The organism is Pseudoduganella danionis (assembly GCF_009720775.1).
Lineage (GTDB): Bacteria > Pseudomonadota > Gammaproteobacteria > Burkholderiales > Burkholderiaceae_D > Rugamonas > Rugamonas danionis.
This window is the reverse complement of the sequence record NZ_WNKW01000015.1, coordinates 1-14,254: the sequence shown is the minus strand read 5'-3', so window position 1 is coordinate 14,254 and position 14,254 is coordinate 1. Positions and strand designations below refer to the sequence as shown.

At 59.2% G+C, this 14,254-nt stretch carries 10 protein-coding genes; 2 read left to right on the top strand and 8 right to left on the bottom strand.

Annotation, left to right across the window (positions count from 1 at the left end; translation table 11 throughout):
• Nucleotides 1-531 precede the first annotated feature (531 nt).
• Nucleotides 532-2,463, top strand: coding sequence for a sigma-54-dependent Fis family transcriptional regulator (locus tag GM655_RS22325; protein WP_229632701.1), 1,932 nt, complete (start codon nucleotides 532-534; stop codon nucleotides 2,461-2,463).
• Between the two features lie 6 nt (nucleotides 2,464-2,469).
• Here the strand turns inward: GM655_RS22325 and GM655_RS22320 are convergent, their stop codons facing one another.
• The 7 genes from GM655_RS22320 to GM655_RS22290 form a co-directional block, all read right to left on the bottom strand.
• Nucleotides 2,470-3,450, bottom strand: coding sequence for an FAD:protein FMN transferase (locus GM655_RS22320; RefSeq protein ID WP_155436866.1), 981 nt, complete (start codon nucleotides 3,448-3,450; stop codon nucleotides 2,470-2,472).
• Nucleotides 3,447-5,594 (bottom strand): 4Fe-4S binding protein, encoded by a 2,148-nt coding sequence (locus tag GM655_RS22315; protein ID WP_155436865.1) that lies wholly within the window; start codon nucleotides 5,592-5,594, stop codon nucleotides 3,447-3,449. The genes GM655_RS22320 and GM655_RS22315 overlap by 4 nt, the downstream gene beginning before the upstream one ends.
• On the bottom strand, nucleotides 5,594-6,748 hold the full coding sequence (locus GM655_RS22310; protein WP_155436864.1) for a porin family protein: 1,155 nt from the start codon (nucleotides 6,746-6,748) through the stop codon (nucleotides 5,594-5,596). Before GM655_RS22310 ends, GM655_RS22315 begins: the two co-directional genes overlap by 1 nt.
• 266 nt (nucleotides 6,749-7,014) lie before the next feature.
• Entirely contained in the window at nucleotides 7,015-8,724 is a 1,710-nt protein-coding gene (locus GM655_RS22305) for a PQQ-dependent methanol/ethanol family dehydrogenase (protein ID WP_155436867.1), read from the bottom strand.
• Between the two features lie 67 nt (nucleotides 8,725-8,791).
• Nucleotides 8,792-9,163 carry a DUF779 domain-containing protein gene (locus tag GM655_RS22300; protein WP_155436863.1) on the bottom strand — a complete coding sequence of 124 codons (372 nt, stop codon included), beginning with the start codon at nucleotides 9,161-9,163 and terminating at the stop codon, nucleotides 8,792-8,794.
• 2 nt (nucleotides 9,164-9,165) lie between these two features.
• Nucleotides 9,166-10,686: an aldehyde dehydrogenase gene (adh, locus tag GM655_RS22295; RefSeq protein WP_155436862.1), complete on the bottom strand. Its 1,521-nt coding sequence runs from the start codon at nucleotides 10,684-10,686 to the stop codon at nucleotides 9,166-9,168.
• A 215-nt stretch (nucleotides 10,687-10,901) separates the two neighbouring features.
• Nucleotides 10,902-11,840, bottom strand: coding sequence for a beta-propeller fold lactonase family protein (locus tag GM655_RS22290; protein WP_371866928.1), 939 nt, complete (start codon nucleotides 11,838-11,840; stop codon nucleotides 10,902-10,904).
• Between the two features lie 148 nt (nucleotides 11,841-11,988).
• Between GM655_RS22290 and GM655_RS22285 the strand changes: the two genes are divergently transcribed.
• Nucleotides 11,989-14,100 (top strand): TonB-dependent receptor family protein, encoded by a 2,112-nt coding sequence (locus GM655_RS22285; protein ID WP_155436860.1) that lies wholly within the window; start codon nucleotides 11,989-11,991, stop codon nucleotides 14,098-14,100.
• A 63-nt stretch (nucleotides 14,101-14,163) separates the two neighbouring features.
• Here the strand turns inward: GM655_RS22285 and GM655_RS22280 are convergent.
• The coding region (locus GM655_RS22280) for an IS3 family transposase (protein WP_155432611.1) at nucleotides 14,164-14,254 on the bottom strand (91 nt) is incomplete at its 5' end.

Sequence of the window (14,254 nt, the reverse complement as noted above, 5' to 3'; positions counted from 1 at the left end):
CATTTCTGGCACCAGCATTGCTGCTGGGTCGCTCACTCAAAATACTGACAGTTCGCTTCTTTTACAAAGCGTCCTATTTCATTTATTTCTTGTGAACATTTGATATTTTTTAAGTATCACGAAGACTGGCTTCGTGTGCACTTTCATCAAACGTCCACACTTATCGACTGTGAATTTTTAAAGAACTCTTTGGTACTGCTTGCTGAGAAGCGTTGTGTTCATCAGCGAAGAGGCAAGATTATGAAGCGTTTAGATCGTTTCGTCAACCCCTACTTTTTTCTCGTTCAACTCAGCGACTGGCGCCGTGTTTTGCGAGGGGGCGAACTATAGCAAGCCAACCCTATTGCCGTCCAGTCTTATTTGAAGCTGGCACTTCATTTGCTTTGAACAGTAAAGCAACGCATAAAAGAAGAGCTTTTGCTCACATTTTGCACAGGTGCTACATTATGGAACACCTAGGCATACAAAACAGAGCCGATCACGGCCGCCGGAGACAACGAGACCATTATGGAATACCAAACTGCTCCAGATATGAACAGTTCGCGCCTAAGTATGGCGTGGGCCGACAATATGCCACGGATAATTGAAACTTCTCACACGCGCTCGCAACAATACGGTTTGCGTCGCGAGTCGGCGCCAGATTACTCACCTCTGGCCCGCAACGACCTCTCCCTCCTAATAGAACAGAACCGGCTGCTGCACGCCCATGCCGTACCAGCCATGGAAACGCTATACCAGCAGATCGTCAACACTCACAATATGGTCATCCTCACCGATGCCCAGGGTGTCATCGTGCACTCGCTGGGCGATGATGACTTTCTGGAGAAAGCCAGCCGCGTCGCCCTGCAACCCGGCGTGGCGTGGTCCGAGCAAAGCCGCGGCACTAATGCGATCGGCACGGCGATCGCCGAAGGTACGCCAGCTCTGGTGCACGCCGACCAACACTACCTGTCCGCCAACCACTTCCTAACCTGCTCGGCCGCGCCCATCGCCGACCATCTGGGCAATGTGATCGGGGTGCTCGATGTTTCGGGCGACCAGCGCAGCTATCACAAACACACCATGGCACTGGTGCGCATGTCGGCACTGATGATAGAGAATCAGCTGTTCTCGGCCGCTTTCGAAGATGCCATCACCATACGCTTCCACGCCCGCCCCGAATTTATCGGCACGCTGATGGAAGGTATTGCCTCATTCAGTCCGGGTGGCCGCTTCCTTGCCGCCAACCGTAATGGCCTGTTCCAGCTGGGCTTATCTACGGCCGCGCTGCAATCGCATACCTTCAGCTCCCTGTTCGGCCTGCCCGTCTCAGCGCTGTTTGACCACTACCGCACGGCCTCGCCCGGACTGCTCAATCTGTGCATGCACAATGGCGTGAGCGTCTTTGGCCGCGCCCAACTACGCCTGTCGAATAGCGTATTCCAGCAATCGCTGACCTCGGACCGCACTACCCCGGCGACAGCGCCAGCACCTATGTCGGCCAGTCAGGCCGCCAGCACGGCGCGCCGCCTGTCCGGCCTGCGCTATCTGCGCACGGGCGACCAGCAGCTAGAACTGGTGATCGAAAAGGTCACGCGCGTACTGGGCAAAGACATCCCCATCATGATCATGGGTGAGACAGGCACTGGTAAAGAACTGCTGGCTCAAGCCATCCACAATGATTCGCCGCGCGCCATGAGCCCCTTCGTGGCGGTGAATTGCGCCTCCATTCCGGAAACGCTGATCGAATCCGAACTATTCGGCTATGAAGACGGCGCTTTCACGGGCGCGCGCAAGAAAGGCGCAATCGGTAAGATCCTGCAGGCCAATGGCGGCACCCTGTTCCTCGACGAGATCGGCGATATGCCTTTCAGCCTGCAGGCCCGCCTGCTGCGCGTGCTACAAGAGCGCATGGTCACGCCGCTGGGCAGCGACAAATCCATCCCTGTAAACGTGGAGCTGATCTGCGCCACCAATCACAACCTGCGTGACCGCATCGCCAAGGGCCTGTTCCGTGAAGACCTCTACTACCGCCTGAACGGACTAGTCGTGAAACTGCCACCGCTGCGCGAACGCACCGATCTGGAAACCGTCGTCAAGAAAATCCTCGCGACCGAATCCAATAACGGCCGTTATCACGTTTCAGCCGAAATCCTGCAGTTATTCCGCCAGCACCGCTGGCCCGGCAACTTCCGTCAGCTCACCAATCTGCTGCGTACGGCCATTGTCATGGCAGGCGACGAGCATGAAATCTGCCTACGCCACATGCCGGACGACTTCCTCGACGACATCGAGCTGGCGGCTACCCAACTGGCGGCACCGGATCCGGCGCAGATGGTGGCCAGTGGCGCCAACCTGGAAGAAATGGAGCAGTCCGTGATACTCAAGTCGCTGGAAGCCCATGGCGGCAACGTCTCGGCGACGGCACGCGCACTGGGCGTATCGCGCAACACCATCTATCGCAAAGTGCCCAACCTGAAGTAAGCCGCGTCAGACCTCGGCGGGGAAGCCCGCCGAGCAGCGGCTATGCCCCTGCTTATCGATCACCAGCAAATCCACCGCCGGCATGCGTGCCGCCAGCGCCTGCGCGCGCTCCCACCCTATCACCATAAATGCGGTCGACAGTCCATCCGCCAGCATGGCATTGGGCGCCAATACCGTGACGCTGGCCAGTTCCGGCGGCGAGTCGCCCAGCGCCGGATCGAAAATATGGTGGTGCCGGAAGTCCGGCGTAAAGCGGCATTCGTAGTCACCCGAGGTAGCAACACTGCAGCCCTGCGCCCGCAGAGTAGTCGCCAGCCGGCCTTCGTCACGGGGATCGCGCACGCCCAGCATCCATGGGCGCTGCTGGCCGCGCTGGCCGCGGGCGATGAACTCTCCCGTATCAAGCAGCGCGTCGCGTATGCCATGCTTCTGCACTGCGGCCAGTGCCTGATCCGCCGCATAGCCTTGCGCCAGCCCGTTCAAGGTCAGCGCCATGCCGGGCCGACGCATGCGGATTTGTTCAGGCTGGATTTCCAGCTCTCGCCAGTCGACCAGCGTGCGAGCCCGCCTGATTGCAGCGGCATCCGGCAAGCCGCCATGACTGGCCGCCTGCGAATACAGCAGCCACAGTGGCTGTACCGTCACATCGAAGGCTCCCTGCGTCAATTGCGACAACTGGGCGCCCTGCTGCAGCACCTGCAGCAAGCGCTGGTCGGGCCGCTGCAGATAGCCATCGCGATTGAGCTGAAACACCTGACTCTCGGGCCGATAGATATTCATCAGGCGATCGACCTCCTGTGCTGCGCGCAGGCCATCGCTAATGGCCCGCGCAGCCAGCTCCGCATCCGTATGCACCACGGAGATCGAGATGGTAGTACCGAAGGCCAGCGCCGCCCCCGTATGCAGCTTAGTCCCATGAGGCCACACGCAACCGGCTACACCGGCAATGCTACCGACTGCGCTGGCAATAAAGGTACGACGTTTCATATGCTCTCCCCGCCTTTCATCACAGGCTGTATCGGAATGACTGTGGCGCGCTTCAGTTCCAGCATGCGCGGTGCACATCTCTGCTCGCTCTGATAGATCACCACACAGTCCATGCACTGGAAGCACTCGTCGTACTCGACCTGACCCGCAGGACTGATGGCCTGATAATCGCAACGATGGCGGCAGGTCTGGCAAGGCGTACCGCATTCGCTACGGCGCGGTATCCAGCTTAGCCAGCGCAGCTTGCCCAGCAGCGCCAGCGCGCCACCGAAAGGACACAGATAGCGGCAGTAGAACTTGTAGATCACGCCACTAAGCATCAGCAGCACTACGGCATACAGCACATATGGCAGACTACGCACGAAGTTCAACGTAATGGCCGTCTTGAACGGTTCCAGCTCCACTAGTCGGTCCGTCCATTCGGCAGCACAAAAAGCACTCCCCAGTATCAGCGCTAGCAGCACGTATTTGATGCGTTTGAGTCGCCTATCCAGCCGGGTACGCAACCGTTTCTGCGGCACCCGCAGCTTGCGCGCCAGTTGGTGGCTGAATTCCTGCAGCGCCCCAAAAGGACAGAGCCAGCCACAGAAAGTACCGCGCCCCCAAAGCACCAGTGACAGCGCTACAAAACCCCATAGCAAAACCGTCATGGGATCAAATAGCAGGAACTCAAGGCTGCGCCCCGCCATTAGTGCCTGTATCGCGCCCGTCAGATTCACTATCGAGAGCTGGCCCTGAGCGTAGTAACCGATGAAGCCCACGGTGTAACATAAATAGACGCGGCGCACCCAGACAAACCAGTGCGCATTGCTGGTAAGGCGGCGCTGCATCAGCAATGCGCCTGCGAGTACCAGCAGGCCAGCCACCAGCAACGCCAGCTCGCTCTGGCGGGCTTGCCAAATACCCTGCCATGACTTGCTGCTAGCCTGCGCCGGAATCAGCAAGCGCGACGGCAACTGGTAGGACAGGCCTAGCTCTCGCGTGATCCGCTCCGGATAGACTATCCCCTTGTTGCGCGTAATGGGCAACGCAAATTCCATCGCTGCCGCCGGGTCCAGCCCCGCCTGTGCTATCACTCGCAGCACCGTAACATTCTCGAAAGCTGGTACACCTTGCGCAAAGCGCATATCGAGATCAAGGTCACGCATATCAATAGGCAGCTTCTCCTGCCTCAGCAGCAGCCGGTCCGGCACGCTGCCCGGTACGAAATCTTCGCCGGTAATGCTGTAGCGCCCCGACGACATGACCAGCAAAGCATGGTCGCCTGGCTCCAGGCGTCCCTGCAATTTGCGCCAGCCCGCTTCGTTCAGCAGATTGCGCCCTATCGAAGGTACCGACACATAGGCCAGATAGAGATCGATAAACGGCTCGTCCGGACGGCTGGCCGCCTCGCCATCGAGGCCGGCACCAGCACTGCCGGCAAACAGCTTTTCCACCGCACGATTGCTGACGCGTAGATGCTGCACCAGCCCCTCATCACAGAGCTGCTGCCATGTGCGCTGCTCGAATACATCGCCGCGTACCTGTGCAATCTGGTCAGGATCACGGGCGGCGCCAAAGCCCAGCTTCTTGCGCGATACCTTCAGTGCTGCTGCCAGCACGCTCTGATTGATGATGCGCACGGAAGCCGTGGCCTTGGAGATGCCATCGATATGGGCATTCGCCGCATCACTGCGGGCGCCACTGCGTGTGCCCTGCGCTATGCTGATGTTCTGCTTGAGCGAAAGATCTTTATACTGCTGCACAAACTGTAGCAGCGGCGCTTCGCCCAGACCATCAAGAAACACCGGCTCATGCTGGGAAAGAACCTGCACACCGATAAATACGCCTTTAGGGTCGATCGCCACCATCAAGTTGAGCGGCACGCCGGAAAACCCCGGTATCGGCGCCAGATCGATAGACTCGAACACATAGCCTACCAGCTCGATCGCCGTGGCGTTCTGTTTGAACAGTGGCCAGACGGGCAGCTCCGCATCGCGCTCGCCAACGATCAACGGTGCCGGGAAGCGCCGTACCAGCTCGGCGCGCGTGAGTACGCCGGCCTGCGCCGGTGCCGCAGCGCAGAACGTTGCGACACACAGACACAGTCCGGCGAACAGCGCGCGCCACTCCGGCACGCGCAAGCCCAGTAAGGCAGAACGCATCAGAAGAAGATGATGCCGCCGAAGGACGCACCATTCATCTTCGCTTCGCCACCGCTGAAGCCTTTCGAACGGGTCTGACCAACTTCACCCACCAGCGTGATCACCTTGTTGAGCGAGTAGTACGCACCCAGCGTCAGATTGGCATTCGACTTCAGGCCGCCCGTGCCCGCCGTATTCGCATCGTTACGGCTGATGCCATAGCTGACACCCACTTTGACTTTCTCAGTTGCCTTATAAGTGCTCTGCACGAAATACGCTTTGGTCTTGGTATTACCCTGATCCGCATCGGACAATATGCCGAGGCCAGTGCCACTCTGTACGTTGGCCAGCAAGCCCAGATCACCGGCCTGATACGAGGCGCCCAGCTCCATGGCCGACATGGTGAAGTCCTTCACGCCAGCGGCAGAAGCAGAGAATTTCTGCGATTTGCCGCCTACCCAGGCTTTCAGACCATCGGCAGCGAAAGTCAGCTGCGCCTGCACTTGCGGACTGGATTTGGCCGAATAGACAGGGGCCGCAACGATAGGTGTGTCCGCGACGGGGCTGACCACTGCAGCGTCGAAGCCCACACCGCTGGAAGATTTCGGCGCACTATAGGCGATCTGGCCGTAGTAGCCCACATAGCTGTAGCCAGCGCCGATGTGGCCCAGCGTCACGCGACCACGCTGGGTAGCTTGCACTGGCGCGCCCGAGCCTATCAGCGTCATGTCGGAGAAGATCGCGTTCGCACCAAAGATGCCGTTATCGCGGCCCATCTTCACCGTTCCCATTTCGGCATTACCGAAAGTGAAGTATGCCTGACGTACGTCGACGCCGGAGTTGGCAGCAATCGCGCTGTCGGTTGCCGTGGCGTTGTAGATGCCGATCAGCGCCTTGACATCGAAGTCGCCCTGGCGGGACGTGGCCGACGTTACCAAACCATTAGGCAGCAGACCATTACCGATGGTAGTGCGATTGTTCTCGCCACCACAACCGAGTCCTTTGCCGCCCAGCGCCAGACCGCCCACAGCATCACCGCTGCACGAAACCTGTGTGTAGTACGCATTGACGATGCCGCCCAGCGCCACGTTCCAGTCACCTGCCTTGAAATCGACAGCTTGTGCAGCCTGAGTACCTGCAACAGCCAATGCGCCCAGCACGATTACTTTTTTCATTAATGTCTCCCGATATTTTTGGAATGGTTATCTACATCAAGCGATGTACACGGGATATGGCAATTTGCGTGCCCACTCCTCACCAGAGGGAACGCACGCAAAGCGCATGCAGCAGCTGTGCATTTACGGATCAGCGGCGCTGCGCACTGTTCAGAATTTGATCGTTGCCTGTTCTAGCCAAAGCCTTGCTTGCGCAGCACGCACGCACGCAAAAAAAAAAAAAAACGGCGGCCGAAGCCGCCGTAAAACGTACCCGAAAATACGGACTACTTGGAGGACAACTTAAATACCCATACCGAACCGCCCTGCTCGAGGAAGTTGACTTTCTTCGCCACTTCGCCACCCCACAGCGGTACTGCGCCACCCCAGCCCGACACGACCGCCACATACTGCGTATCGCCATCCTGCCAGGTCACAGGAGGTGCAACCACGCCGGAACCAGTCTGGAACTTCCACAGTTCTTTACCCGTCTTCGCATCGAGCGCTTTCAGGAAGCCTTCCGGCGTACCGTAGAACACCAGATTACCGGCAGTGCTCATCACACCACCCCACAGCGGCGCATTGTTCTTAACTTCCCATACGATCTTGCCGGACTTAGGATCGACTGCACGCAGCGCGCCTATGTAATCGTCGAACAGCGGACGGATGGTGAAGCCTGCGCCCAGATAGGCGCCGCCTTTCTTATAGCTGATAGGCTCGTTCCAGATATCCATGCCCCATTCGTTGGCCGGCACATAGAACAGGCCTGTCTGCTGGCTATAGGCCATAGGCATTTGGTTCTTCGCGCCGAGGAAGGCAGGCGCAGCGAATACCGTACTGCCCTTCTTACCTTCTTCACCTTTGGTCGGATCGCCAGGACGGTTGGAGGGGATGAAGTTAGGACGGCCAGTTTTCAGATCGATACTGGAAGCCCAGGTGATTTTCTTGACGAACGGGAAAGCGTTCTGCAGCTTGCCGCTGTTCGCATCGATCACGTAGAAGAAGCCGTTACGGTCAGCCTTGCCGCCATAGCGCTTGCCATCCATATCAAAGGTGACGAATTCATTCGCACCGTCGAAGTCCCACGAATCGTTAGGCGTGTTCTGGTAGGCCCATTTAATCTGCCCGGTCTTTACATCCAGTGCCACGGTGGACGACGAATACAGATTGTCCCCGGGACGCAGGTGGCTATTCCACGGCGCCGGATTGCCGGTACCAAAGTAGGCCAGACCCGTCTTCGAATCATAGGTGCCACCCATCCAGGTCGAAGCGCCGCCAGTCTTCCACAGATCGCCCGGCCAGGTTTTGTTCAGCGTGCCCGAGATACCGTTCTCGATGGCTTTGCCGTCCTTGTCGTAGCGGTAGCCCATATGACCTTCTACCGTCGGGCGGGTCCACAGCAGTTCGCCAGTCAGCGGATTGCGCGCTTCCACGCGGCCCACGATACCGAACTCGCCGCCCGATACGCCCGTCAGCAGCACGCCATCAGCGATTAGCGGCGCGGCCGTCATCGAGTATCCGGCAGCGTAATCATCGACCTTCTCTTTCCAGACCACCTTACCGGTGTCCTGATTCAGCGCCACCAGTTGCGCATCAAGCGTACCGAAGATCACCAGATTGCCGAACAGTGCGGCACCACGGTTCACCACATCGCAGCAAGGCATGATGCCATCTGGCAGACGGTGTTCGTACTTCCACAGTTTCTGGCCAGTCTTCATGTCAATCGCGAAGATACGCGAGTACGAAGCCGTGACAAACATTTTGCCGTTATGGATAACCGGCTGCGATTCCTGACCACGCTGTTTTTCACCGCCGAACGAGAACGACCATGCGGGGACCAACTTCGCCACGTTCTTGCTATTCACCTGCGTCAGCGGCGAGTAGCGCTGACCTTCCGAACCGAGACCGAACGACAGCACGCTGCTGGTGTTGGTTGCGGCATTCTTGAGCATGGCCGAGCTGACCTCGGTGCCATGGGCCAGCGACAGGAAGGACATCCCCGCCAGCGATGCGATGACAATTTTCTGCACTTTTATCTCCGGATTTTATGGTTGTAATGTGCTGCTATGCTGCCGAGCCGAGTACTGCCAGCTCTTCGTCACTGAACAGGCGCGAGCGGGTGATAAACCGCAGGCCAGTTCCGCTATCGAGCGAGAACATGCCGCCGTTCCCTGTGACGACATCGATAGTCAGTTGCGTGTGCTCCCAGTATTCGAACTGCTCGCGTCCCATGTAAAACGCGGCCCCATCAAGATGGCCGAGATACACATCGGTATCGCTGACGTCGAACTCGCCCAGCGGGTAGCACATCGGCGTGCTGCCATCACAGCAGCCGCCGGACTGGAAGAACATCACCGGCCCGTGCTGGCGACGCAAGGCTACGATCAGATCAATTGCGGCTGGCGTAGCCGTAACACGGGCGATGATGTGGTCCATGATTAGAAGAAGCCCAGTGCGTTCGGGTTGTAGCTCACCAGCAGGTTCTTGGTTTGCTGGTAGTGGTCGAGCATCATCTTGTGATTTTCACGACCGATACCCGATTGCTTGTAGCCGCCGAAGGCTGCGTGGGCAGGGTACAGGTGGTAGCAGTTGGTCCACACGCGGCCAGCCTGAATGGCGCGGCCTACGCGGAAGGCGCGGCTGCCATCACGGGTCCACAGACCTGCACCGAGGCCGTACAGCGTATCGTTAGCGATGCGCAGTGCGTCGGCTTCATCCTTGAAGGTGGTGACCGATACCACTGGGCCAAAGATCTCTTCCTGGAAGATGCGCATGCTGTTGTCGCCTTTGAAGACGGTAGGACGCACGTAGTAGCCGCCGCCCAGATCACCGCCCTGCACATTGCGCTCGCCGCCAGCCAGCAACTGTGCGCCTTCCTGCTTGCCGATGTCCATGTAGGACAGGATTTTTTCCAGCTGCTCGTGCGATGCCTGGGCACCGATCATGGTGCTCGAATCGAGCGGGTTGCCCTGCTTGATCGCAGCCACGCGCTTGAGGGCGCGCTCGATGAACTTCTCGTAGATGGATTCCTGAATCAGCACGCGCGATGGGCAGGTGCAGACTTCGCCCTGATTCAGCGCGAACATGGCGAAACCTTCCAGGCATTTGTCGAAGAAGGCGTCGTCAGCATCCATCACGTCTTCGAAGAAGATGTTAGGCGATTTGCCGCCCAGTTCCAGCGTGACAGGAATAAGGTTCTGTGCTGCGTATTGCATAATCAGGCGGCCGGTGCCGGTTTCGCCGGTGAAGGCGATCTTGGCGATGCGCTTGCTCGAAGCCAGCGGCTTACCCGCTTCCAGACCGAAGCCGTTGACCACGTTCAGCACACCCGGTGGCAGCAGATCAGCGATCACTTCCAGCAGCACCATGATCGAAGCAGGCGTCTGCTCGGCTGGTTTCAGCACGATGCAGTTACCGGCGGCCAGTGCAGGTGCCAGCTTCCAGACAGCCATCAGAATAGGGAAGTTCCAAGGGATGATCTGGCCCACCACGCCGAGCGGCTCGTGGAAGTGGTAAGCGTAGGTTTCGGAATCGATCTGGGCAACCGAGCCTTCTTGCGAACGGATGCAACCGGCGAAGTAGCGGAAGTGATCGATCGCCAGCGGGATGTCGGCAGCCATGGTTTCGCGGATAGGCTTGCCGTTATCGATGGTTTCGGCGGTAGCGATCAGCTGCAGATTGGCTTCCATGCGGTCAGCCATCTTGTTCAGGATATTGGCGCGTTCGGCCGGCGAGGTTTTACCCCAGGCTTCTTTCGCGGCGTGTGCTGCGTCCAGTGCCAGTTCCACGTCTTCTGCGGTGGAGCGAGCCACTTCGCAGAACGGCTGGCCGGTAATCGGGGTTACGTTGGCGAAGTACTCGCCTTTAACAGGGGCGACGAATTTTCCGCCGATGTAGTTGTCATAGCGTGCTTTGAACGGATTAGCTACGCCCAGTTTGCTGATGTCTGCCAGATTCATGTCGTCCTCTTTCTGCTGTGGTTATATAAGGCCGCGAAGTGCGGCGTTGGGTAGTGCACATCCTCCTTTTCGCAAACACCGTGCCAGCTCGCGCTGCTACTGCTCTATCACTGCTACGGCCTTGGGAAAACAAGGGAAACGGTCGGATTACAGGTGCCAGTGACTGTTACAGCTGTTCAGCTTTGGAACAGGTGTAACAGCGCATGGAGCAGCGCTCAGTGGATCACCACACCCCATGGCAGTTCGCCCACGTTGATATCGCTACGCTTGGCGGCACTGGCTGTGTCGATCACGGAGACGCTATTGGCGCGGCCGTTCGCCACATACAGCTTGGTGCCGTCGGGGGTGAGCGCCATATTCCACGGGCGCTTGCCCACTGCCACCGTGGCGCTCACCTGCTGGCTGGCGGTATCGATCACCATCACTGTCGCGTCAATGCCGTTCGAGACATACACCTTCTCGCCCGATGGATGCACCACGATGCCATTGGCGTTTTTCCCTGCCGGTATGCGCGCAATCTGCTTGAGCGTCGCCATCTCCACGACATACACGGCGCTGGCCAGTTCACAGGCGATATAGGCGCGGCTGCCATCGGGCGTGAAGCCCATGCCGCGCGGGCGCAAGCCCACGGCCACCGTGCCGGTCTGTCGGCGCGCCGCCACATCGATCACATCCACCTGTTCGGCCTCCTCGGCACTGACCAGCAACCAGCGCCCGTCCGGGCTGAACACGGCGTGCTCGGGGTTCTTGCCGCGCACAGGGATATCGGCCACCACGCGCAACTGTTCGGTGTCGATCAGCGCCACGCTATTGCTCTCCTCCACCGCCACCGCTACCAGCCGGCCATCGCGCGACACGTTCACCCCCTCGGGCGATTTGCCTAAAGCGATACGGCGCAGCGTGGCCCCCGTGGCCGTATCCAGTACCAGCAGTTCATTGGCAACAGCATCCGTCACATACAGACGGGCGCCAGCAGGATCGATGGCGATGCCGCGTGGGCGCTTGCCGGCGGAGATCTGGCGCAGCACGGTATCGGTCGACGTATCGATCACGCTGACATTGCCGGACTTCTCGTTCGGCACATAGGCCAGTGGTGCCGCCAGCGCGGGCATGGCCAGTGTGGTCAGCAGGGAAAGCAGAATGGGAGTTTTCACGGGTTCGCCTTTCATCGTTCGCGCGCGGGATCGCGCGCGCATGCGATAGCTAGTGCAAACGCCGTGCCACCACGAATCAGGATGGGCAGCGGGATGGCAAACATATTGCTTACATGTCTGGTATAACACTCACCAGAACGGAGACAACATGAAACAGCTACACCGCCTCAACGCCGTCGCCACGCTCTTTGCGCTCGGTGGCGTTGCCTGCGCCGCCGACGAGGGCAGCGCGCCTGTCGACACGGTCGTCGTCAGTGCCACCCGCGTCGGCCACACGATATTCGACATGCCAGCCGCCATCGATGTGGTGGATGGCCTGCGCATCCGCGAAGCGCAGGCCCGCGTCAACGCCTCGGAGGTGCTAGCCGCCGTGCCGGGCCTGGTGGCACAGAACCGCCAGAACTATGCGCAGGATCTGCAGATATCCTCGCGCGGCTTCGGCGCCCGCTCGGCCTTTGGCGTGCGCGGTGTGCGCCTGATCGCCGATGGCATCCCTGCCAGCATGCCGGATGGTCAGGGACAGGCAGCCACCTTCAACCTCGATCTGGCCGAGCGTATCGAAGTGCTGCGCGGCCCGTTCTCCGCCATCTACGGCAACCACTCGGGTGGCGTAATTCAGCTCTTCACGCGCGATGGCGAGGGCTCGCCCAGCATCGAAACCACTGTGACGGCCGGCAGTTACGGCAGCCATAAGCTGGACCTCAATGCGCAGGGCCAGCAAGGCAGCGTAGGCTATGTACTCGATGCTTCGCGCTTCGAAACGGATGGCTACCGCGCCCACAGTGCAGCCAAGCGTGATCAGGCTGCGGCCAAGCTGACGCTCAAGCCACTCGACAACGCGGTACTGACCATCGTCGCCAACGGACTGCATCAGGGCGACACGCAGGATGCGCTGGGCGTCACCTGGGCGACTTATCTGCGCGATCCGCGCGCTGGCGAAACGGATACCACCGACACCCAGACGCCCAAGCGCACGCTGGCCGACCGCTATAACACCCGCAAGAGCATCGACCACCAGCAGATCGGCGCCAACTGGGAGCAGCAGTTCGGCGCCGACCGGCTGCACCTGAGTACCTACGGCGGCAACCGTCAGGTGATCCAGTATCAGGCGTTCTCCAAGGCGTTTCAGGCACCTGCCAGCCACTCCGGCGGTGTAGTGGATTTCGACCGTAATTTCTATGGTGCGGATCTGAACTGGCTACATGTCGCGGGGCTGGCAGACGGCACGCTGAGCACGACCGTCGGGCTGGAATATGGTCATTCCGGCGATGACCGGCGTGGCTACGAGAATTTCATCGGTACCCAGTTCGGCGTCAAAGGCGCGCTGCGCCGCTCGGAAAACGATAATGTCAGCAGCACCGAACCGTATCTGCAGGTCGAATGGCAATCCGGTTCTTGGCTGTTGAGCGCAGGCCTGCGCCATAGCAGCGTACGTATTTCGGTGGATGACCACTATCTGGCCAACGGCAATGACAGCGGCGCACTCTCCTACAGCCACACCACGCCGGTAGCCGGTGTGCTGTACAAATTCACGCCAGCCTTGCATGCCTACGCCAGTGCAGCGCGCGGATTTGAAACACCTACGCTGAATGAACTGTTCTACTCCGGTACAGGTGGCGGTTTTAACTTCCGTCTGCAGGCAGCGCACAGCAAACATCTGGAGGCAGGGATCAAGCTACGCAGTGGCGACAGCACCCGCATCAATGCTGCCGTGTTCCAGATCCGCACGACCGATGAGCTGGTGGTCGATAGTAGCAGTGGCGGCCGCACCAGTTATCGCAACGCGGGACGCACCCTGCGTCAAGGACTGGAGCTATCGCTGGATACCAGTTGGCGTTATGGCCTGAGCAGCCATGTGGCTCTGACCAGCCTGCGCGCAGTGTATGACCAGAGTTTTGGCTCAGTGCTCAAAGGCAGCCGCTTGCCGGGCGTGCCGAATGCGAATGGCTATGCCGATCTCGCATGGAAGGACAGCGCTGGCTTGTTCAGTGCCGCAATCGAAGCGCAGGCATCCAGCCGTATCTATGCGGACGATGCCAACGCCGATCAGGCGGCACCCGGCTATGCCACTCTGAATGCGCGCGTTAGCAGCAACCAGCGCTGGCACGGCTGGCAGTTCAAACAATTCGTCCGTCTGAACAATCTGCTGGATCGCCAGTATGTAGGATCGGTGATCGTCGGCGATAGCAACAAGCGCTATTACGAAGCCGCACCAACGCGCAACTGGCTGCTCGGTGCCAGTGCCCAATATCAGTTCTAAGTAGCGGAAAATGAAAACGCCACCATAATGAACTGACCCCAAATAGTTGGACGGTTTAGTTTGCTAGGCAGCCAAGGGCTGAGTCCTATATTGCACAGGACTCAGCCCTTTTAATTTGAGTTTGATGCGGTCGTGATTGTAATAGTGAATGTAC

Excerpts from the sequence above, each read along its gene's own strand:
- GM655_RS22325 (WP_229632701.1), top strand. The coding sequence starts at position 532 with ATGAACAGTTCGCGCCTAAGTATGGCGTGGGCCGACAATATGCCACGG.
- GM655_RS22320 (WP_155436866.1), bottom strand. The coding sequence starts at position 3,450 with ATGAAACGTCGTACCTTTATTGCCAGCGCAGTCGGTAGCATTGCCGGT.
- GM655_RS22315 (WP_155436865.1), bottom strand. The coding sequence starts at position 5,594 with ATGCGTTCTGCCTTACTGGGCTTGCGCGTGCCGGAGTGGCGCGCGCTG.
- GM655_RS22310 (WP_155436864.1), bottom strand. The coding sequence starts at position 6,748 with ATGAAAAAAGTAATCGTGCTGGGCGCATTGGCTGTTGCAGGTACTCAG.
- GM655_RS22305 (WP_155436867.1), bottom strand. The coding sequence starts at position 8,724 with ATGTCCTTCCTGTCGCTGGCCCATGGCACCGAGGTCAGCTCGGCCATG.
- GM655_RS22300 (WP_155436863.1), bottom strand. The coding sequence starts at position 9,163 with ATGGACCACATCATCGCCCGTGTTACGGCTACGCCAGCCGCAATTGAT.
- adh (WP_155436862.1), bottom strand. The coding sequence starts at position 10,686 with ATGAATCTGGCAGACATCAGCAAACTGGGCGTAGCTAATCCGTTCAAA.
- GM655_RS22285 (WP_155436860.1), top strand. The coding sequence starts at position 11,989 with ATGAAACAGCTACACCGCCTCAACGCCGTCGCCACGCTCTTTGCGCTC.